Source organism: Pseudomonas sp. HK3 (assembly GCF_052920985.1).
Map to the genome: position 1 here is coordinate 776056 of NZ_JBREXD010000003.1, position 20339 is coordinate 796394.

Here is a 20339-nt window from a genome sequence, read left to right on the forward strand (position 1 = left end):
CGTGGCCATTGAACTAAATATTGAAACGAATTACCACACTATCAACTCTGATGCTGTACTAGGCTCAATAACAGTGAAGGCTATTGGCTACTACGATGAATTAATTAGACATATCTGGAGTCAAGCTCAAGAAAAAGATAAAGAATTACGTAAAATATTTAGCCCAATTTTTAATACCGCACAAATAGATAATATAAAAGTACTAAATATTGACGACCTATTCTCTCCGGTAACACTAACCTTTGATATCCGATACGAAACAGAAACCGATCTTTCAGAAGGTATTACACTAGGGGCATCTTACCAGCAGCTATTGCAAGGGTTCACTTCTTTTTTAAGCCCATTAGGTAACACTCAACGTCAACATAGGTTATTCAATCACACAGACATAACACTCAATATTAAAACGATCGTCAGTGACGAACGAGTAAAATCAGCCAGTACTATTTCTTCACCTTCGATAATTAATACGCCATATATTCAAGCCACATATAAGGCATTCGAAAACGAAGAAATTGGTGCATCAATTAACATAAGAATTACACCGTTTTCACTACTGCCTGAAAAAAGAGATGAGTTTATAAGAACGATAAAAACAGCCAATGAAAAAGGATTCTGGCTAACACATGTTAAGTCGTCTTCAGATGAAAGCCCAATAATTTCAGATCAAGAAGGTCAATCTATCCCTAGTGTAAAAGCCTTCATTGATAATGGACGCTACGATGAAGCACTAACAACGCTACTCGTCTTATTAGAAGAAAATGAATTGCCCGAAGGTTATTATTTAAAAGGCTTAATACTGGGGCATCAAAATAAATATGACGAATCAGACAAAGCATTTGAAAAGGCAGTTGATTTAGGGTACGAGCTATGAAAAAAATAATTATTATAGCTGCTATGGTATGCACAGCATTTCTCGTAGGTTGTATTCCTAATACAAGTCAAGAATCTACATTACTACTGCAGATTAATGGGTACGAAGCACAACTAAAGGAACAGCCAAACAACCCTAGCCTTTTAATTGAAATAGGCCAACGTTATAGACAGCTATTTGAAATCACGCATAAATCTCACTATAGAAAGCATAGTATCGACTACTTAAAGCGCTATATGATAACCGACACTCACAATCCAGAAGTACAACTAAGCTTGTACTATTCGCTTTATAGCCAAACACTGGAATCGGGAAAAAAAGAAGATCATTCAAAACTAAGCAAGCTATTTAACGGGATGACACCTCTCACTAAACAGCGAACCAATCCACCTGCTTTAGCTGAGTTCCTGTCACGCTCTACTGCCAATAAGGACTTCAACACAAAAACATCACTCCTAAAACGAGCCATACAAGAACAACCCAATGCGACTCATCCTTACGTTTATTTATATGGCATGTATGCGAGTAAGGGCCACGACACACTAGCACTTTCTGTATTAAAACAAGGTGTCGACTTAAACCCTTTAAATACTTATCTAAAATCTATGTTGGCCTATAGATATTTAAGATTAGGGGAAACTAAAATATGTACTGGCAAACAAGCAAGTCCGATTCAAAAGTCCATAGACATTTACAACGAACTAGTTAAAAACGCCCCAAAAAATGGAATATATAGACTTAATTTAGCCGATGCATATAGCGCAATAGGGAAAAATCGTCTTGCTCTTGTTCACTACAAGGCATCTATAAAACTTGTACCGAATGAAGACGCACTATGGGGAGCAGGATACACATACATTCTACTGGGAAATCTAGAGAAAGCAGGGAAAATGTTTACAGAAGCATTAAAATTAGATAACACCACCAATCAAGACATTGGAGACTTGGAGTTTATTAATGGCGACTACATAAAGGCCAAACAAGTTTATAAAAAGGCCAAGTTAGCATTCACCAACGATGTTTACATTAATTTAAAACATCAAATCTCAGCAGACTTATCTCAAAATAAATCGAGCACACCCCTTACTTATATAAAAAATATGACAGATTGGGAGAAAACTCTATACGATTATTATAATAGAAAGCTGAAAAATGAAGAACTCATAGGCTATGCCAAAGATGCATGCGAACTGACTGAAGCCTACTTCCTTCAAGCTATTATTGCTAAGCAACAAAAAAACCAAGAAGAATTTAAAATGTATCTAGAAAAGGTAGCAGAACAAAAAGTTTATTCGTATTCTGAATACCTAATGGCTAAAGGCATATTAAACAAAATGAAATGAGCACTTCACTCGATTAAAGTGGGAAGCAATCGCCCACTTTCGAGTTTAACTCACATATAAAAACTTAATCAACAACTCAAAAATCTTATTAATTCAGTGTATCTAAGATTGATAGAAATTAATAAATTTTTATTGACACTAAGACACCTATACAAGTAGACACTCAAACAGGATTACATAATCAACCGTACACCTACAATGTGCATTTAAATATATTATCTATACTTAGCTTTTAAGTGCATCAAATGCTTGTGACGTCATCGTTGGGATGAACTCCGTAATTTCATAATCAGCTAAGTCTTCAACATAAAATGGATCTTCTTTAATTATCTTTTCTACCTCATTCAAACTTGAGGCTTTAGCTAAAATCACACCGCCTGTTCTCGGCACTTTACGCCCTGACGCTATAAAACTTCCTTTAGCATAGTATTTTTCTAAAAAAGCGACATGGTTTTCAATATGTTTATCAACTTCTGATAAATCGACTTTATATGTAAGTGCAATAATAAACACCTAAACCCTCCATTTCTAATAACATATTTTTGACAAATTAAAGCAAGGGCTAAATACTGCCATAATTTTATCAAACAGACTCTACAATTTTACCCACTTAAATGATTTTTTAATAAAGTCCTCTGCGTTATCCTCAATAACAAGCCCATGGGCTAAAATAATTGCGTTAGGCTTCCAGTTTAGTATGTGCTTAATGTGGCGCCTAGCTTCAGCTTTTTTAGGGTAGAAACTGTAACGCCAATCTATAGGCGTTTTTCCATTAGGTGCTAAAACACCAGCGACTTTAGCAATCAACCTAGTAAAAAATGGAAATGCATCAGGTGAAAAGTTTTCGATAAGGTCTGTTAGTATTAATACTCTGGACGCCTTATGAAAAAAAACGGCCTCCTGCATGGCTGGTGAGCCTGTAAAAAGCAACTGGTCAAGTTCATCACTCCAGGCAGGATTAGCGACCGCCTGTAGTGGTCAAGTAAATCTGGCCACAGTTTAAGAGGCTTGAAAGAATAATCCTTCTGCCTCATTTGGAGTCTTCCCATTATTATGCTGGTGTGGTCTCAACTGAGAATAATAACCTGCGATATAATTTGTTATCGAATATTCAGCCTCAGCAAAATTGCTATACCCATATTTCGGCATCCATTCTGTTTTTAAGCTTCTAAAAAATCGCTCCATTGGTGCATTATCCCAGCAATTACCTCGACGACTCATGCTTTGTTTTATCTGGCAGCGCCATAGTGTTTGCCTAAACTTTCTACTGGTGTAATGCATACCTTGATCGGAATGGAACATCACTCCTTTAGGTTGCCCTCGGCTTTCATAGGCATGTTGTAAAGCTTTACTGGTTAACTGACTATCTGGCGATAATGAGAGCGCCCAGCCAATTAGCTTGCGGGCGTATAAATCCATTACCACAGCTAAATAAGCCCATCTTTTCCCGATCCAAACATAAGTGACATCACCACACCAAACTTGATTAGGTGCGGCCACATTAAACTGGCGATTAAGTAAATTGGGCACTGCAAGGTGCTCGTTATTTGCTTTCTTGTACTTCGGCGCAAAAGGTTGTTTGCTAATTAAATCCAAGTACTGCATGGCTTTTCTTGCCCTGTAGCGGCTTAATTTAATACCTGATTGAGTCACCATCGTACTGATTGTTCTAGCGCCCGCAGAGCCGTTACTTAGCCTGAACATTTCCCGAATTCTACTATGCAACTCAATCGTTTTAGAGGTAAGTTTTTCTGGGTGACTTAACCAATATTTAAAACTACTGCGATACACTTCAAATACATTGCATAGCTTCGTAACGGCGTAGCTCTCTTTCAGCTTCTGGACTAACGAGAACCTCTCATCGAGTCCGACATCAAGAGAGCGGTAGCCTTTTTTAGGATTTCTTTCTCTTCTTCAATGTCTTTAATTCTCTTTTCCAGCTCACGAATTTTGATTTGATCAGGGGTCATTGGGGATGCTGCTGGTATGCCACCATCACGTTCAAGTTTGAGCTGTCTTGCCCACTTATCGACGGTGGATTTACCGACATTCATTAACTCAGCAGCTTCGCGTACAGAATAATTTTTATCAACGATTAGTTGTGCAACTTCTAAACGAAATTCGGGTGTAAAATGCTTTCTACCTTGCTTACTCATATGTCACCTAAGATACTTATGAGGTGATGATATCACCTCTATTTAGGTGGCCAAAATCACTGTACCACTACAGCCTCTAAGCTTCCATTAAAAGAAATATCATTTCGTTTTTTAATGACCTCTTCTGTCCCGTAAGATAAGGCATCTGGATACGCTTTTTGCCAATCTTCAATAAATATATGATGAAGATGATTAGGCGCAATAAGATACTTCACTCGCCCTAGAGACTCCACTTGAGCCTTAAGATCAGATTCAAGCCTTATTGGGCTATGCACCCAGAGATCACCATTTTTTAATAGAACAATTGTCATACGGGTCGTAAATGAAAAAGAATAAAAGTTGACTGCCTCACCATCAAATATCCATATATTCTCAGACATTGCCTTCATTTCAAGTGCCTCCCTTAAAACCACATAATATGCTTACCATCAAAAAATACAGTTAACTGAATACTAAACAGAGTAAAATAGCACACCAGTACTTTTCATTTAATGTTCTGAATATATTTACATCACACCAATAAGCCCTAATACACCTATAGGTAACAATAAAATCCATTGCGGTAGCTTTATCAATGCTTGAAATTTAAAGAAATACCAGCCAACAGCAATAAAGACCAAAGAGAAAACGATAAAACTCATTGAAATGCCTGTAACAATATTTTGAAAGGAATTCAATTCAAACCAACCAACATACGTTAAAACACACCCTGACATAAATAGTATGACAGTAACAATGTGCCAACATCCTAACAGGGTTGCCTTAGGTATATCCGGTAAATCAGATTTAAGAAAAGGCCTAACAGGATCGACCTGCCCTGCAAAAAGATGAACGCAGGCTGTAAACACGCCTATTATGCCTGCGGAAAAAATCCAAATATTCACTTTATTCTCCTTATAAACATAAAATCCCAATAAAGTATCGAAATATCACTATCGAGATGTTTAATCACGCTTAATTTTTTGACTAACATTCATCAACTCAGAGCAAGGCCGTTGATTTAAATAATCCTTAATGAGTGATCTAATATTTTCTTTTAGCCATAGAGGCCCAAAATCAGCATGGCTCGATCTCTCGATACATCATAAATTTGCTCTGCATTTACAGCGCCAACCAAACACCTAACGATGATTGCGAATGCGATTATTTTTAGGCATCTCATAGTTTTCCTTAAACATCTAACATATTAACCGTGGCAAGCACTAGAGAACCTGTCTGTTTCGTCACGACATTAATACAATCATTACAACTGACTATTATAGGTAGCGGAATAATCATAATAAACTCAATGACAAAACCGTTGTCATTCGAAAGAATCTACAAAAACAATAGCGAAGATAACAACATAGCTGTCAATATAGTAATTGTATCGACGTTATAGAACACCCTAATACCAGAATTAACTATTCTAGTTTTCATAGTAATCACCCTAAAAAGGCGTACAGCTTCTGCGCGGGCCAGCATACACAACTGAAGTGTTGTAATCATTCACTGCACTTAGAAAAATTTGCACCTTATTCAGATGCAAAATGATTAGTTGCAATTAAGTGACGGGAAAGCAAGGACCAGTGAAATATTCGGTGTCATACAGGAAGGGGTTTTAAATACTTTCACCACTTTATTAGAATGCGGCCAATAATATTTTCAGCTGGGACCATACCCCACACTCTACTATCTGCTGAGTTATCACGATTATCACCCATCACAAAATAGTGATTATCCGGCACTGCCCACACGCCTGACCTAAACGGGTTATTATCATTTATATATTTTACATTAGCTACATTGTCACCAAAGATCTCACTCACCACAACATTATTCGATTTTGTTGTATCAATGAGATTACCGTTAATGATTAACTGCTTATCACGAAACTCAACCACATCACCAGAAACACCAACAACCCTTTTTACAAAAGGACGAGAATCGTGAGGTGGAATAAAAACGACCATTTCACCTCTATTTATAGGTATTCGATTTTCTATATCTTGACTAAACAGCCTAATTCCATATGAGCCATACAAACCATAACCCCACTTTTTAACCAATACATAATCGCCAGCTTCAAGCGACGGCGACATAGCATCTGAAGGGATTAAATACGGCTCTACGACAAAAGACCTTGTTAAAAATATTAATACAAATATAGAAATGGGAATCGATAATGCACCCCACCAGTGACTGTACCACTTTCTCTTTTCTTTAAAATCGACTGTTTTCGCTAAAATAAACCCATGAATTGCTGCTAGCACTCCCAATAACAACCCAACAAAAGAAAACCCAATCACAGAGATAAGATAATAATCTGCAACCCAAGAGAACACGAACAACACAAGGTATAATGCAGCTATCCGCAATTTAGCCAAATAGAGTAATGCTAAAGGTGGCATTAAAAAACCTAACATTGCAGCAAACCATTTATTAGACATTAGTACTCCTTACTTGATGTATTTGACGCCATAAATAACAGGCTAAATATCGCACTTGTTTCATGCTGCATACGCAATCAACTTATGAAACGACATTATTAAGGTCATATACACCTTACCAGCTTTAGTTTTTAAACTTACTAACGTAGAAAGAAAATATTGGCTGATAATTTTAACATTGACAACCGCACATAAACATTCGACTTATAAGCGCCACAAATAACGTCTTAAAATTCTACTATTCTGCAATAAGAAAACCTGTTTTTTTTACAGCTTCGATATCTTGTAGTGGCAGAATCACTTGAGTGTTATTTATCTATATCAAAACTTTTATCAAGTAACCCTGAATATTTTAATACTTTTTCAAGCTTATAAACTCGATAAAATGCAGTCAAGCCAAATATCATACCGATAACTCCTATCGCTTCCATACTGTTGTATCTCCTCATTTCATTCGGTTATAACGCCTCGCTAAAGCACGTATATTTTTTCGTCGCTTTTCAGCCACTTATTATATTTTTCTTATGACTGATTTTTTTAAAAACAAACCAGACAACAACAATAGAAAGGATAGAGTTGCGACTATGAACAGCTGGTCAAACTCAGTTCGAATAAGTCCTTTCATTAGCACTAGACCTGATAGAGTTAATAAAAAATATGAAATCCTATCAAAGATACTCTTGCCTCTATAGTTTCCAATGAATCCCTTAGGTCTTCTACTATTTTTCTTTTTTGATTCACTCATATACTTTAAATATATCACCTAGCACAACCGTGAGCGGAGCGAGTCAGGGAGGAGAGCTCTCAGGGCCAATTTATTGGCCGAACTATTGCTACTTGTTATAGGCGTTTCACTATCGACGCAGTACATATTTGATATACAGCCCTAATAATATAAGAGCTGTTCCTAAGCCAATTGCAATCCATGGCCCCTTATCTGGTTTATCCGAAGGCACAACTTTATAAAATTCTTCATCTGACTTCTCATCGAAAAATCCAAGGGGAAGAAAGTCGTAAAGCTGAGGGGAACCAAAATAATACGCAACTAAGGTATAAAGAATGATTGACCCACCGAATATGATAAGAAAATAATTTATTACTCATTCACCTTATAACGCCGTAATTTACGGGCGGAGTGGGATGGCGACTTGTTTGCGTGTTTTTTTTTGCAAACAAGGTGACAGCCCACAGAGTTCCGCAAGATTGCTTTGTTAGAAATTGATGCACTGTTCTTCATAGTTTGTATAACAAATTAAATTATACTCATCTATAGACATGGATTGAAAAAATTTGGTCCCGACGTTTTGGGTAACTACAACATTTTTGAAATCTGAAGCAAGTGGCGTCCATGTATTAGGGTGAGGATATTCACTTATATTTGCATAAACCCCAAAACTTCCGTTTGGGGCATAGTCAACGGGGACAGCTGAAATAGTTGCAGTGAAAGAGCCAGTTGAATCGCCCCGAGTTCACTAGACATCCTTTAACTATATAATGTACTTAAAGAGGAGGCCATTATGGCTGGTGAACGATACAACGAAGAATTCAAGATAGCAGCGGTCAAGCAAGTGACTGAAAATGGTCATTCCATTGCCGATGTGGCCAATCGATTAGGCATTACAACTAAAAGCCTCTATCACTGGCGAGATAAATACGGTGAGAACGCCCAAGGCTACCAAGAAAAACAATCCATAAACGAAGAGCTTCGCAAGCTTAAAGCCGAACTAAAGCGTGTGACCGAAGAGCGAGACATCTTAAAGGAGGCCGCCGTGTTCTTTGCCGGGGAGTCAAAGAAAAATACACGTTCATAAGCTCTCGAACCCACCGTTTCTCAGTGCGATCCATGTGCCGTGTACTAAATGTTCACCCAAGTGGATTTTACGCCTGGCATGAAAACTCTAAAAGTCAGCGTGAAAAAGACGATGAATATTTATTAGGGTTTATTAAGCAATTTTGGTTAGAAAGCGGCTGTGTTTATGGTTATCGAAAGATCTATAAAGACATGCTTTCATTTGGCGAAGCGTGCGGTAAAAATCGCGTATATCGACTGATGAAATCCGCAGGCATACAGTCTCAACGAGGCTATAAGCGTAAAGCTAATTACAGTGGAGGCGAACTATCGACAGTTGCTCCAAATCTTTTAAATCGTGAATTCTATGTAGCCGAACCAAATACTGCTTGGGTAACCGATATAACTTATATTCGTACTTATGAAGGCTGGCTGTATCTTGGTGTTGTCATTGATTTATTCTCAAGGCAGGTAGTTGGCTGGTCGATGAGTGATCGCATTAATACCGATTTAGTACTCAATGCCATTACGATGGCCATCTGGCGACGAAAGCCAAAAGGCAATGTAATCGTGCATTCTGATCAAGGCTGCCAGTACACCAGTTACGATTGGAAAAGTATGTTGGAAAGCAATAACTTAACAGTAAGCATGAGTCGACAAGGGAATTGTCACGACAATGCCTGCGCTGAAAGCTTTTTTGCGTTGTTAAAACGTGAACGTATTCGTCGTAAAATTTATCTCACTCGAGAAGAAGGTAAAGCTGATATATTTAATTATATTGAGTTGTTCTATAATTCAACTCGACGTCATGGTAATAATAATGATGTGTCACCGATGGAGTTTGAAAGGAACTATTTTGTGAAGAAATTGGGTGTCTAGAAAAGTCGGGGCGATTCACATACCTTTAGAAACAACTTGGTCATAAAGAATGATATTCGCATCCTGCTCATCTACATTAAAACCAATATTGACCTCACCTTGGTCAAAATCTACTAATTCATAATCTATGGATACTGTGAATTTTGTATTTACGCCATCCTCCGCAGTATCTGGTGATATAGAAATAATTTTAATATTGTTAGTAGATATTTCGCTTTGTAGTGGTTCTCCATCTCCGGAAGAACAACCCACACAAAAAGCTAATAAACTAAATACGAACACCTTTTTCATTACTACTCCTTTTTACTTCTAACGCTTTTAGCATGTGCGCGGCTTTTTGCGTCACATGCCTAAACTTGTTAAGAGTACGGCCCTTTAGGTAAAAGCCGAACTCGAATAAATTGTGGCCAAAAAAACACATATAAAACTATGGCCATATATATTGGAAGATAGAAAACAAACTCTGCCCAGCTCAATTTGCGTGGCAGCTCCGGCCATACCAAGAAGGCCAAGCTCCACTATTGTAAGAACAACGACCAATATTTTGTTGGAATGTATCTTCTTATATATCACAACATCCAGTGAAAATACTGAGATACATATTATGTAAGCAATCCATAACAGGTTCATGTAGTACTCTTAACAGTTTATTCTATGGCACGTGATCAAATAATATAATATGCCGTCACGTGACGTGTTTTATGGGGCACCTTCGCCCTTCATTTCAATGAAGCCGAGTCATCATGGGGTATGCAGCCTGTTTTGGCAAATATGCCTCCCCTTTTTTTACGTCTTCACGAAATATTTGTGCCTATGTAAGCCCTTCTTTTTCTTCAGGTTTCTTTTTCGATGCGTTTCGTCGTTTTACCAAGACAAAGCTCCCATTTCCACAAAAAGCGTCACGTGACTGCATAATATAATATGCGATCACGTGACGCTTTTTGTGGCCAATACCCAGTACAAAAGTATAATTTTGTTTTATTTAACTTCAAAAATTCAGCCTGCCATTTACACTGTATAAACAGTCGTTTTACTGCAAGCAACAAATGCCCTAGTACCCGTTTAAAGCAGCAAAATAGAGGGCGACTCTACTTGTATTAGCGGCCTATATCCCATGCTCAAATATGTGTTTATTTACTGGTTTCATTGATGTAAAGCTTTAACTCGACCCTTATTCACGGGTATCATTGCACCTATTCGTTTTATTTGTTTTGAGAGCGCTGCATGATCAAGCTGATGCCTACTTTAGCTATTAAGCCATTTTTGTTGTTTTGTGTGATGTCATTAGGTGCCGTGTTGACGGCCAGTGCCGCCGACGCAGAAATCGCGGTTAATGTAGCCTTAGCAACCGCTCAAGCCCACACACCGGGCAAGGTTGTGGCGCATGAGAAAGCCGACGAACAAGTAGGTCAAAACGGCGCTAAAACCATTGAGCCTGTCTACCGTGTGAAGATTCTCAGCAAACAAGGTGTGATGAAAACACTGTTTGTGCACCGCCAAACCGGTAAGGTTGTTGAGTAGCCATGCGGGTATTGGTAGTTGAAGATGACCGCAATATCGCCGAGCAGTTAATCCAAGCACTTGAACACTCAGGCTATGCCGTCGATTGGGCGCCCGATGGCGAAGAAGGCCTGTATATGGGCACTCAGTTCCCCGTTGATATGGCCATTGTTGATGTGGGCTTGCCCAAGCTTAACGGTATTGAGCTCGTCAGCCAGTTGCGCTTACAGAATAAAAACTTCCCTATTTTAATCTTAACGGCCCGTGATAACTGGGAAGATAAGGTCGAAGGCTTAGAAGCCGGAGCCGATGACTATTTGGTAAAACCCTATCATCTCGCTGAACTGCTGGCGCGACTTAATGCCTTGCAGCGCCGAGTATCCGGAATGTCACACCCTAAAGTGATTTTTGGGCCGCTATCATTAGACACCACACTAAAGCGTGTTTTTTTACACGACAAAGCCATTGATTTAACCGCTTATGAATACCGCTTAGTTGAGTATCTGATGCTCAACCCAGGTAAAATATTATCCAAAAGCGAATTAACCGATCACATTTACGATGACGACACCGAACACGACAGTAATGTGATTGAGGTTTTTGTGCGCAGGCTACGTAAAAAACTCGACCCAGAATCCACCATCAAACCCATCACCAATATTCGTGGTCAGGGTTATCGCTTTGATCTCGCAGTTTAGCCTAAGGTGACTTAGCTCATGGTCACTAAACATTCCTATTCGTTACGTCGGCGCATGTTATTCAGTGCCAGCTTTATCTTAGTGTTATTTATTTCGTTAACCGCATTGATTCTTGACCAGGCATTTAAGCGTGGCTTGCAATTAGATTTACAAGATCGGCTGCAAACACAGTTGTACTTAGTACTAGGTGCCGCTGAATTTGAAGAAGCGCAACTCTTTTTACCTAAATCATTAAACTTCCCAAAATTAAATCAGTGGGATTCGGGCAGTATTGCGCTGATTCTGGATGATCACGGTGAATTTGTTTGGCGCTCAGGCTCGACCCAAGGTTATGTAAAAGGGTTGGTAACGAACAGTTTAATGTCTCATGCAACACTGCAAGCCCCTGGGCAACAAGAACACGGGCGCATGGCGATTGATGGTCAGCCTTTTTTCTACACAAGCTTAGGTGTCGCGTGGGAGTTACCATCTGGGCAGCTAAAAAATTATACGCTTGCCATTGCCGAACACTCTACCCGCTTTGAGCAAAGTATTCGTCAGTACCGAATGATTTTATGGTTAGGCTTAAGTGTATTGGCCATTGTGCTGCTGGTTGTTTTTACCATCACCTTAAACTGGGGGCTATCACCCTTAAAGCAATTGGCACTTGATTTAAATTTGATTGAAACCGGAAAATCGACACAATTAAGTGGCCACTATCCAAAAGAACTAACGGCTGTTGCACAAAACCTGAATCAATTATTACTGCATGAAAAGCGTCAACATACCCTGCTACCGTAATACTCTTTCGAATCTTGCTCATAGTTTAAAAACACCATTGGCCGTTTTACGCGGGTTGGTTGATCGGCAAAATTTTGTAAAAACGCCAGCACAAATCGAAACATCACACATCAACACCTTGGCACAGCAAGTCACACGCATGGATGAAATTGTGCAGCATCAATTACACCGCGCCTCTCATGTTGGGCCACAATCGGTACAACATACGATTGAGGTTTTACCTTTATTAGAGAGCCTTGCCAATGTGGTTGAGAAAGTCTACCAAGAGACCCTGCAATGCATTGATATCGACACTGAAGCCGATGTGATATTCAAAGGTGCAAAAGGCGATTTAATGGAGATCATCGGTAACTTATTAGATAACGCCGCCAAATACGGTGGGGGTTTAATTCTTGTAGCTTTAACTAACGAACTAGAAAGCCAGCAGAATAACGAAACAGATCGCCTGCGCTGTCGTATTTTAGTTGAAGATAATGGCAACGGTATTGCCGAGCATGACATAGCCGATATTTTACGCCGTGGCGTACGGGCGGATCAAAAACAACAAGGGCAAGGGATTGGCTTAGCCATGGTGGTGGATATCGTTGACCAATATCAAGGCAAGCTGCACCTAAGCCAGTCAAGCTTAGGCGGCTTAAAGGTCGAAATTTTAATTTAATTAGCCATTCATTTTCAGTTCATTTTACGTTCATTTTCAGTACATTGCCTGTTGTTAATCTTATTCCAGTCGAAGCAAACAACGATTTGTTTCACTTAAATGGAATGACACAGGATAACAATATTATGAAAAACCTAACGCTGATCTCAACACTTACCGCGTCTCTTTTTACTTTATCTGCGCACGCTGATTTAAATAATTTCTACGTTGAAGGCGCTGCAGGTAAAGCCAAAATAGACAATGGCTATAACAGCGAAACCGATACCAGTATGAGCCTATTAGGTGGCTACAAAGTCTTTGCTAACGGGCCGTTATCAGTCAGTACTGAAGTGGGTTATAATCGTTATCTATCGATAGACTCTGACACACCATTTGGTAAAGCAAGTAACACAATCAGCAGCTTGTCACTTGGAGGTAAAGTGGGGTACGAAGTAGCCCCTAAACTACAAGTATTTGGGCGCCTTGCTTATGAAGCAATAGAGCAAGAAGTTAAATTGCAAGGTGCGACTGCAAGTCTAACATCAGATGAATTTACATATGGTGTCGGTGCATCTTATGAAGTGGCGGAGCAGCTAACCGTTGGCACCCAATATAAATTCGCTCAATTAGACAACGACATAGACCTAAGCAATGTAAGTGTTTCTGTGGGCTATCAATTTTAATACCTTAAGATCACATTTTTGAACAAATAAAAAGGGATTTAATTAATTTTAAATCCCTTTTTTACACCCTATTTAACCACTCCGTTATATCAATAAATACTGATCACTAGTAACGCATTGATTAAATGTATTTTTGTGATATCTTTGCCGCGATTTTTATAATGCACATATATCGGATACATATAACATAATGAAATATACACTAGCCGCAGCGTGCTTACTTGCCTCTTCAAGCGCGTTCGCACAAGAAGGCAACGCTATGATTACAGGCTTCAACTACACAAAAAGCCTTTCTGCAGAAGCAAAAAAAACCTATGATAGACCTGACCGTGAATACACAGAAGATATTAGCACTAAAGCATTCGGCGTATATTTAGGCTACGTCAATGAAAAAAATAATCGGTTTTTAGTATCTTATTCAAAAGCAGATGTTGATTTTGATCGCTCCCCTGCCTCAGAAGATATCACTGGTTTTGATTTAGATTGGCAGTTTGTTTATGGCCAAGATCAAATTCAGCCTTATTGGGGAATCGGATTTGGCTTCCACTCAATTAAAGATGCTGCAATTCTTTCTGGTAGCAACAAAGATGGTGATTCTTTGAATGGTGCATCCTTTCAAATGTCAGCTGGCATTAAAGCCGCAATTAACGAACAAGTTGAATTAGATATTTCTATTCAAAGAAAAGCGTATGCATGGCAGTCAATCCACATATTAAATATTGATAACTATGGTTATAGCTACAGCTATTACTCAGAGTCTATTGATACAGCTTACGCTCAAAATTCACTTAGCATTGGCCTTGGTTTTAAATTTTAATTATTATTACTAATGGTTGTATTGATGCAGCCCTTTTTATCACATCCAAATAAGCACCACATACTGCAAAATATCAAATTCTGCCTCAGACTACTGACTGACACAATATTAAAAACATTATAATTTTAAGACAGCGGCAGTTCAAACCCATAAAAAAAGCGCTTACCTAAGTAAGCGCTTTTTGTTTTAACTCAAAAAGATTATGAACTAATAATTAGCCATTAATCTTCTGAAGTGGATGCAATTTTATGGATCGATAAATCCGCACCGTTGTATTCTTCTTCTTGAGTTAAGCGTAAGCCAGCAATGGCGCCAACCAAACCGTAAACCGCAAAGCCACCGATTAGAGCAACCGCCACACCACTTAATGAACCCACAAGCTGTGACATAAAGGTTACGCCACCCATACCACCTAAAGATTCCAAGCCAAAGATGCCCGCTGCAATCCCACCCCAAAGACCACACAAGCCGTGTAAAGGCCAAACACCTAACACATCGTCAATGCGTGGGAATTTATTTTGAAACAACGTAAAAGTGTAAACGAATAGCGCACCTGCTACACCGCCCACAACTAACGCGCCCATTGGGTGAAATAAATCAGAACCGGCACACACAGCCACTAAACCAGCAAGTGGGCCATTGTGAATGAAACCAGGGTCATTTTTGCCCATTAACATCGCCACCAATGTACCGCCAACCATGGCCATTAATGAGTTTACTGCCACAAGGCCGCTGATGCCGTCCATTGTTTGCGCTGACATGACATTAAAGCCAAACCAACCAACCGTTAGAATCCAAGCACCTAACGCCAAGAAAGGAATACTTGATGGCGCAAACGCAACCGGACGACCTTCACGGTAACGACCCGTACGCGCACCTAATAAGATAATCGCGGCCAGTGCAATCCAACCACCCATGCCGTGCACAACAATAGAGCCAGCAAAGTCATGAAATTGCGCACCAAACGTGGCTTCTAACCATGCTTGATAGCCAAAGTTACCGTTCCAAATTAAACCCTCGAAAAACGGGTAAACCAAACCAACAATCAATGCTGACGCAATTAAGAACGGGTAAAATTTCGCACGCTCAGCAATGCCGCCCGACACAATCGCAGGGATGGCAGCAGCAAAGGTTAATAAGAAAAAGAACTTAACTAATTCATAACCGTTTGTTTGTGAAAGCTCATTTGCATTCGCAAAGAAGTCAGCACCATACGCCACGGTGTAACCCACAAAGAAGTAAGCAATGGTGGATACTGCAAAATCGGTAATAATTTTAACCAAGGCATTAACTTGGTTTTTATGACGTACAGTACCCACTTCTAAAAAAGCAAAGCCTGCGTGCATAAAGAACACCATGATGGCGCCCAATAAAATAAAGAATGTGTTTGAGCTGCTAACTAGGGTTTCTACAGCACTGTTGATGTTTTCCACAACAATCCCCTCTTATATGCACCTTAAATCAGCAAGAGCCATTGCTGCTAAGGTGTCGTCTTATAGTTAATAGTGATTAAAGCGTCTCTGCTTAGTTCACCGCTTAATAATGACTCAACTTAATGCATGCAGCATGCCAAGTGCGTCATTTTAAAGCACCACATTAAAAGAAGGGGTGACAAAAACTGGGCGAAAATAGCATTCACCCAGTTTTTATAGGCACTAAGAAGAGGCTTTGATTAAAAAGCACTGATGAATTTTTTGATTACGAGCAAAGTCTTGGGGAATACTTTGCGCACTTATATCCTCAATTACGAACTGATTTAGTGCGTCATGCTCCATTTTGAAGCGCCTAAAGTTATTCGAGAAAATTAATGTCCCACCAGGGCGCAAAATCCCCATGGCCAAAGTAATCAACTTCACGTGGTCGCGCTGAACATCAAAAATGTCCGACATACGCTTGGAGTTAGAAAAGCTTGGCGGGTCCATAAAGATTAAGTCATAGCGCTCTTTATTTTGCTGCGCCAGTTCTAGCCACGTTACACAATCAGCCTGTACAAATTCATGGTTGGTATCGGCCAAGCCATTCAATGCAAGGTTTTTGCGCCCCCAGTTAAGGTATGTGTGAGACATATCAACGCTGGTAGTTGAACGCGCACCACCCACCGCAGCATGCACACTGCCCGCACAGGTGTAGCTAAATAGATTTAAGAAGTCTTTGTTTTTTGACCACGCACCAATATCAGCACGAATAGGTCTGTGATCTAAAAACAAACCGCTGTCTAAATAGTCTTTAAGGTTAATATAAAAACGGCAATCGCCCTCTTGCACTTCAAAGAACTGCTCTTGCTTGTCTTGTTTTTCATACTGGCGCTTGCCCTTTTGCATCATGCGCTGCTTTAACACAACTTGCCCACGGTCGATTTTTAACGCAACGGGTACAGCATCCAACACGTCACGCAAACGGTTTTCTGCTTTTTCTGGGTCAACCGATTTAGGTGGTGCGTATTCTTGAACATGTACCCACTTATCGTACACATCGATAGCAACCGAGTACTCAGGCATATCGGCGTCATACAAACGGTAGCAATTGGTGTTTTGTTTTTTCACCCAAGGTTTTATTTTTTTCAGATTTTTTTGCAAACGGTTACACACCATTTGCGCGCCCTCGCCAAGCGTCGCAGCTTCATATACTGCTGTGTTCGCAGGCTCGCTTTCTTCTAGTTGAGCTTGGGCTTGAGCCTTTTCACTTGAACCCTGCGAGATGGTATACAAAAATAATTTTGATGAAATCGCACCATTATAAAACTGATATTGTTTATGAGCGCGCATTTTAAATTGGTAGGCTTGACCTGGGTTACCGGTAAAAATACCCAGCGTCCAATTGGCAAAATGCTGCTTAACTAAGCGACCAAATGCCGAATACAAAGAGCCAATGGCCACTTCGTCACTTAAGCGTTCACCGTAAGGCGGGTTACACAATACTAGGCCAGCTTCAGGTAGCCCTTTTTCTTTGTGCAGTTCATTTAGTGTTTGCGTTTTAAAATGAATAAAATGCATCACACCAGCACGGCGTGCGTTATCACGCGCTTTATTTAAAACCGATTCATCCATGTCGTAACCGATCAAGGTTAATTCAGCTTCTGATTCTTGCGCCGCTAATTTACGTGCTTGTGCATCGTCTTTAATGGCTTGCCATGGTTGCGGCTGAAAATTTTGCCATTTCTCAAACGCAAAACCTGCACGCAATAAACCCGGTGCAATATCAGCCGCCATTAACGCCGCCTCAATCAGCAACGTGCCCGAACCACACATAGGGTCAAGCAGTGCGCCATCTTCTTGCTTCATCACATCAGGCCAGCCTGCACGCAACAATAATGCAGCCGCTAAATTTTCACGCAGTGGCGCTAAACCTTGGCTTTGACGATAGCCACGACGGTGCAGTGATTCACCTGCCATATCTAACGACACAGAAACTGCATCGCGACTTAAGCGCACGTGAATACTAATATCAGGCTGATCCGAAATATCTGGGCGCGTGCCGGTTTTATCACGAAAGTAATCACATACCGCATCTTTAACTTTTAATGCACCAAAATGGGTATTGCGAATATCGTCATTGGTGCCCGAAAAATACACACGAAACGTTTGGCCATCGCTTAAATGCTCAGTCCATGGGATCTCAAGTAATTGCTTGTACATATCATCGGCATTGGCCACCGGAAAATGCGCCAATGGATACAGTACTCGGCTGGCCAAGCGCGACCACAAGCAAATTTTATAGCCTATGATGTGGTCAGGCTCGCAACTGACAAATGCCACCCCTATTTTTACGGCTTGCGCGCCCAAATCGGTTACTTCTTTGGCCAGCAAAGACTCCAAACCTTTAGGGCAAGTGACGACCATTGATTGTTGTTCTATTTCATTCATGCACGCATCAACTTTTTATCTAATTTTGGCTTTGCCATTTAAGTTAAGAGCATGCGCTCTACACTGGCGATGTTTGTGTAATTTAAATCCGTTTACAGATCAATCACTTAGAATTTAATAACTTTTGGATCTAATAAAAATCCGTTAAAGAACAAATAAATCATTAACATGGGGCTGTAACCTATCCATACTGAAATCTGTGTTAGGCAATTTTTAATGCCTAATACATGTTCAACATTTTCAAACAGAGGCAACGACGTATGAGAAGACAGAAGCGTGATATGGATCGCCGAGCATTCCAAAAAGGTTACATGGCAGGCGTTCAAGGTCGATCTAAAGACCTATGCCCAGATGGCACTGCCCACTTTAATTGGATGAGTGGCTGGCGTGAAGGTCGAGCTGATCACTGGGACGGCTACTCAGGCGTAGCTGGTGTACATCGACTTCCGGTTTAACTCACACTTACAACAAATTCTCGCTTAAATCATCAGGGCCCTAAAGGGGCCCTTTTCAATTCTAAAGCACATCAATTTATTTATTAAACTAGCGGCTCTTTATGGCTGCAATTGCATCGTTGGCTTGGGCAATAAGCTTTGGCCCTTCGTAAATAAAGCCCGAATAAATTTGCACTAAATCGGCACCCGCTTTCATCTTATCGGCCGCAGACGCACCATCAACAATACCGCCCACACCAATAATCGGCATTTTGCCATCTAAGGCAGCACTTAACCATTTAAGTACCTGTAATGAGCCTTCTTGTACGGGTAAGCCACTTAGACCACCCGCTTCGCTGGCAAACTTATGGCCTTGCACTGCATTGCGCTCAAGCGTGGTATTGGTGGCAATAACGCCATCCATTTGAGTCTCGATTAGAGTCTTAGCCACCAGCTGTGTTTCTTCTTCGCTCATATCTGGTGCGATTTTCACCAAGATTGGCGTGTATTTTTCATGCTGTTTCTCAAGTTTCAGTTGAGCTTCTTTAAGTACTGACAGCAGTGAGGTGAGTGACTCGCCAAACTGTAAAGAGCGCAGCCCTGGGGTATTGGGGCTTGAGATATTAACGGTGATGTAATCCGCGTATTCGTAAGTTTTTTCTAAGCAGATAAGGTAGTCGCTATTGGCGTCTTCAACTGAGGTATCAAAGTTTTTACCGATGTTAATGCCCAAAATACCGTTGTATTTTGCCTTTTTGACTTGTTCAACAAGGTGGTCAACCCCTTTATTATTAAAGCCCATGCGGTTAATGATCGCTTGGTGTTCAGGTAAACGAAACAATCTAGGTTGCGGATTACCCGGTTGAGGGCGGGGTGTAATGGTGCCAATTTCGATAAAACCAAAGCCCAAACCACCGAGTGCATCAATGTAATCGCCATTTTTATCAAGACCTGCTGCAAGGCCAACCGGGTTTGCAAAGGTCAAACCCAATACTTCTACTGGCTGATTCGGCACTTTAGGTGCAAATAGGCCCAATAATCCTAAGCGCTTCGCAGCACCTAGCAAATCCAATGTTAACTCATGGGACGTTTCAGCATTGAATTTGAACAGACAATTACGCAGCAGTTTGTACACAGGCAAACCCTCAAGAAATTTGCGGCATATTATATAGAAAGCCATGCCTATTTGCTTATGGATTCACAAAAAAGGGGCTATTTATTAACTAAAGCAACCGAGTAACTGACTCAAACTGCTTATCCTTGGTGTACTGAATGCGAAATCGACCATGAATTCCGCTGTGACCAATGAATTGCCAAAGAATTTTCACTGGAAAACGAATACTGCGACCATCAAGCGCCTTGGCAAATACCTGATCAACCCCTTCATAAGCGCGCTGCACTTCATCCGGCGTCAAATGAATATCAACATCAATGATGTCCATCTAAAAATTACGCTT

The 20339-nt window shown here is 40.2% G+C and carries 22 protein-coding genes; 10 read left to right on the forward strand and 12 right to left on the reverse strand.

Translation table 11 applies throughout. The features are described 5' to 3' along the window. The first annotated feature begins 1 nt into the window (after window position 1). Both ACU6U9_RS19065 and ACU6U9_RS19070 read left to right on the forward strand, forming a co-directional pair. Complete coding sequence (locus ACU6U9_RS19065) at window positions 2-874, forward strand: tetratricopeptide repeat protein (RefSeq protein WP_446736570.1); 873 nt, start codon at window positions 2-4, stop codon at window positions 872-874. Continuing rightward, window positions 871-2217 carry a tetratricopeptide repeat protein gene (locus ACU6U9_RS19070; RefSeq protein ID WP_446736571.1) on the forward strand — a complete coding sequence of 449 codons (1347 nt, stop codon included), beginning with the start codon at window positions 871-873 and terminating at the stop codon, window positions 2215-2217. The genes ACU6U9_RS19065 and ACU6U9_RS19070 overlap by 4 nt, the downstream gene beginning before the upstream one ends. A 225-nt stretch (window positions 2218-2442) precedes the next feature. On the opposite strand, the gene ACU6U9_RS19075 is transcribed toward ACU6U9_RS19070, so the two are convergent. From ACU6U9_RS19075 to ACU6U9_RS19105, 7 genes are all read right to left on the reverse strand, one after another. Further along, complete coding sequence (locus ACU6U9_RS19075; protein WP_446736572.1) at window positions 2443-2730, reverse strand: YciI family protein; 288 nt, start codon at window positions 2728-2730, stop codon at window positions 2443-2445. Window positions 2731-2811: 81 nt separating this feature from the next. After that, the gene (locus tag ACU6U9_RS19080) at window positions 2812-3123 is read right to left on the reverse strand and encodes a hypothetical protein (RefSeq protein WP_446736573.1); all 312 of its coding nucleotides are present in this window, start codon (window positions 3121-3123) and stop codon (window positions 2812-2814) included. 93 nt (window positions 3124-3216) lie between these two features. Further along, window positions 3217-4373 (reverse strand): IS3 family transposase gene (locus ACU6U9_RS19085; protein ID WP_446736237.1). Its coding sequence is split into 2 segments (ribosomal slippage): window positions 3217-4115 and window positions 4115-4373, totalling 1158 coding nucleotides; the frame shifts between segments, so codons are not numbered across the junction. Between the two features lie 56 nt (window positions 4374-4429). Continuing rightward, a complete protein-coding gene (locus ACU6U9_RS19090) occupies window positions 4430-4762 on the reverse strand; it encodes a DUF4336 domain-containing protein (RefSeq protein WP_446736574.1) in 333 nt (110 codons plus the stop codon). A 117-nt stretch (window positions 4763-4879) separates the two neighbouring features. Then, entirely contained in the window at window positions 4880-5257 is a 378-nt protein-coding gene (locus ACU6U9_RS19095; protein WP_446736575.1) for a hypothetical protein, read from the reverse strand. 726 nt (window positions 5258-5983) lie between these two features. Beyond that, entirely contained in the window at window positions 5984-6802 is an 819-nt protein-coding gene (lepB, locus tag ACU6U9_RS19100; RefSeq protein WP_446736576.1) for a signal peptidase I, read from the reverse strand. A 308-nt stretch (window positions 6803-7110) separates the two neighbouring features. Continuing rightward, window positions 7111-7233: a hypothetical protein gene (locus tag ACU6U9_RS19105; RefSeq protein ID WP_446736577.1), complete on the reverse strand. Its 123-nt coding sequence runs from the start codon at window positions 7231-7233 to the stop codon at window positions 7111-7113. A gap of 1086 nt (window positions 7234-8319) precedes the next feature. On the opposite strand from ACU6U9_RS19105, the gene ACU6U9_RS19110 reads away from it, so the two are divergent. Continuing rightward, window positions 8320-9470, forward strand: a protein-coding gene (locus tag ACU6U9_RS19110) for an IS3 family transposase (RefSeq protein WP_446736578.1) whose coding sequence is annotated in 2 segments (ribosomal slippage) — window positions 8320-8554 and window positions 8554-9470 — 1152 coding nt in all. Because the reading frame shifts where the segments join, the coding sequence is not laid out codon by codon here. A gap of 15 nt (window positions 9471-9485) precedes the next feature. On the opposite strand, the gene ACU6U9_RS19115 is transcribed toward ACU6U9_RS19110, so the two are convergent. Further along, complete coding sequence (locus ACU6U9_RS19115) at window positions 9486-9761, reverse strand: hypothetical protein (protein ID WP_446736579.1); 276 nt, start codon at window positions 9759-9761, stop codon at window positions 9486-9488. A gap of 933 nt (window positions 9762-10694) precedes the next feature. Here ACU6U9_RS19115 and ACU6U9_RS19120 point away from each other — a divergent pair. The 6 genes from ACU6U9_RS19120 to ACU6U9_RS19145 all read left to right on the forward strand — a co-directional run bounded on the left by ACU6U9_RS19120 (window position 10695) and on the right by ACU6U9_RS19145 (window position 14585). Further along, window positions 10695-10991, forward strand: a complete 297-nt coding sequence (locus ACU6U9_RS19120; protein ID WP_446736580.1) for a PepSY domain-containing protein — start codon at window positions 10695-10697, stop codon at window positions 10989-10991. Between the two features lie 2 nt (window positions 10992-10993). Further along, the gene (locus ACU6U9_RS19125) at window positions 10994-11668 is read left to right on the forward strand and encodes a response regulator transcription factor (protein WP_446736581.1); all 675 of its coding nucleotides are present in this window, start codon (window positions 10994-10996) and stop codon (window positions 11666-11668) included. An 18-nt stretch (window positions 11669-11686) separates the two neighbouring features. Further along, a complete protein-coding gene (locus ACU6U9_RS19130) occupies window positions 11687-12448 on the forward strand; it encodes a hypothetical protein (protein ID WP_446736582.1) in 762 nt (253 codons plus the stop codon). Continuing rightward, window positions 12417-13106: an ATP-binding protein gene (locus tag ACU6U9_RS19135; RefSeq protein WP_446736583.1), complete on the forward strand. Its 690-nt coding sequence runs from the start codon at window positions 12417-12419 to the stop codon at window positions 13104-13106. Before ACU6U9_RS19130 ends, ACU6U9_RS19135 begins: the two co-directional genes overlap by 32 nt. A 125-nt stretch (window positions 13107-13231) precedes the next feature. Next, window positions 13232-13768, forward strand: a complete 537-nt coding sequence (locus tag ACU6U9_RS19140; protein WP_446736584.1) for a porin family protein — start codon at window positions 13232-13234, stop codon at window positions 13766-13768. Window positions 13769-13958: 190 nt separating this feature from the next. Then, entirely contained in the window at window positions 13959-14585 is a 627-nt protein-coding gene (locus tag ACU6U9_RS19145) for an outer membrane protein (protein WP_446736585.1), read from the forward strand. Window positions 14586-14806: 221 nt separating this feature from the next. Here the strand turns inward: ACU6U9_RS19145 and ACU6U9_RS19150 are convergent, their stop codons facing one another. Both ACU6U9_RS19150 and rlmKL read right to left on the reverse strand, forming a co-directional pair. Next, window positions 14807-16018, reverse strand: a complete 1212-nt coding sequence (locus tag ACU6U9_RS19150; protein WP_446736586.1) for an ammonium transporter — start codon at window positions 16016-16018, stop codon at window positions 14807-14809. Window positions 16019-16240: 222 nt separating this feature from the next. Beyond that, window positions 16241-18448 (reverse strand): bifunctional 23S rRNA (guanine(2069)-N(7))-methyltransferase RlmK/23S rRNA (guanine(2445)-N(2))-methyltransferase RlmL, encoded by a 2208-nt coding sequence (rlmKL, locus tag ACU6U9_RS19155; RefSeq protein ID WP_446736587.1) that lies wholly within the window; start codon window positions 18446-18448, stop codon window positions 16241-16243. Window positions 18449-18708: 260 nt separating this feature from the next. On the opposite strand from rlmKL, the gene rmf reads away from it, so the two are divergent. Further along, window positions 18709-18903 (forward strand): ribosome modulation factor, encoded by a 195-nt coding sequence (rmf, locus tag ACU6U9_RS19160; protein WP_446736588.1) that lies wholly within the window; start codon window positions 18709-18711, stop codon window positions 18901-18903. 88 nt (window positions 18904-18991) lie between these two features. On the opposite strand, the gene ACU6U9_RS19165 is transcribed toward rmf, so the two are convergent. Continuing rightward, the gene (locus ACU6U9_RS19165) at window positions 18992-20017 is read right to left on the reverse strand and encodes a quinone-dependent dihydroorotate dehydrogenase (protein ID WP_446737200.1); all 1026 of its coding nucleotides are present in this window, start codon (window positions 20015-20017) and stop codon (window positions 18992-18994) included. A gap of 88 nt (window positions 20018-20105) precedes the next feature. Further along, window positions 20106-20324 (reverse strand): DUF2835 family protein, encoded by a 219-nt coding sequence (locus ACU6U9_RS19170; protein WP_446736589.1) that lies wholly within the window; start codon window positions 20322-20324, stop codon window positions 20106-20108. Window positions 20325-20339: the final 15 nt, after the last annotated feature.

What these genes read in the sequence shown, in the direction of transcription:
- ACU6U9_RS19090 (WP_446736574.1), bottom strand. Translation starts at nt 4,762, where the DNA reads ATGAAGGCAATGTCTGAGAATATATGGATATTTGATGGTGAGGCAGTC.
- ACU6U9_RS19140 (WP_446736584.1), top strand. Translation starts at nt 13,232, where the DNA reads ATGAAAAACCTAACGCTGATCTCAACACTTACCGCGTCTCTTTTTACT.
- rlmKL (WP_446736587.1), bottom strand. Translation starts at nt 18,448, where the DNA reads ATGAATGAAATAGAACAACAATCAATGGTCGTCACTTGCCCTAAAGGT.
- ACU6U9_RS19080 (WP_446736573.1), bottom strand. Translation starts at nt 3,123, where the DNA reads ATGCAGGAGGCCGTTTTTTTTCATAAGGCGTCCAGAGTATTAATACTA.
- ACU6U9_RS19145 (WP_446736585.1), top strand. Translation starts at nt 13,959, where the DNA reads ATGAAATATACACTAGCCGCAGCGTGCTTACTTGCCTCTTCAAGCGCG.
- ACU6U9_RS19125 (WP_446736581.1), top strand. Translation starts at nt 10,994, where the DNA reads ATGCGGGTATTGGTAGTTGAAGATGACCGCAATATCGCCGAGCAGTTA.
- rmf (WP_446736588.1), top strand. Translation starts at nt 18,709, where the DNA reads ATGAGAAGACAGAAGCGTGATATGGATCGCCGAGCATTCCAAAAAGGT.
- ACU6U9_RS19130 (WP_446736582.1), top strand. Translation starts at nt 11,687, where the DNA reads ATGGTCACTAAACATTCCTATTCGTTACGTCGGCGCATGTTATTCAGT.
- ACU6U9_RS19170 (WP_446736589.1), bottom strand. Translation starts at nt 20,324, where the DNA reads ATGGACATCATTGATGTTGATATTCATTTGACGCCGGATGAAGTGCAG.
- ACU6U9_RS19070 (WP_446736571.1), top strand. Translation starts at nt 871, where the DNA reads ATGAAAAAAATAATTATTATAGCTGCTATGGTATGCACAGCATTTCTC.
- lepB (WP_446736576.1), bottom strand. Translation starts at nt 6,802, where the DNA reads ATGTCTAATAAATGGTTTGCTGCAATGTTAGGTTTTTTAATGCCACCT.
- ACU6U9_RS19115 (WP_446736579.1), bottom strand. Translation starts at nt 9,761, where the DNA reads ATGAAAAAGGTGTTCGTATTTAGTTTATTAGCTTTTTGTGTGGGTTGT.
- ACU6U9_RS19120 (WP_446736580.1), top strand. Translation starts at nt 10,695, where the DNA reads ATGATCAAGCTGATGCCTACTTTAGCTATTAAGCCATTTTTGTTGTTT.
- ACU6U9_RS19105 (WP_446736577.1), bottom strand. Translation starts at nt 7,233, where the DNA reads ATGGAAGCGATAGGAGTTATCGGTATGATATTTGGCTTGACTGCATTT.
- ACU6U9_RS19135 (WP_446736583.1), top strand. Translation starts at nt 12,417, where the DNA reads ATGAAAAGCGTCAACATACCCTGCTACCGTAATACTCTTTCGAATCTT.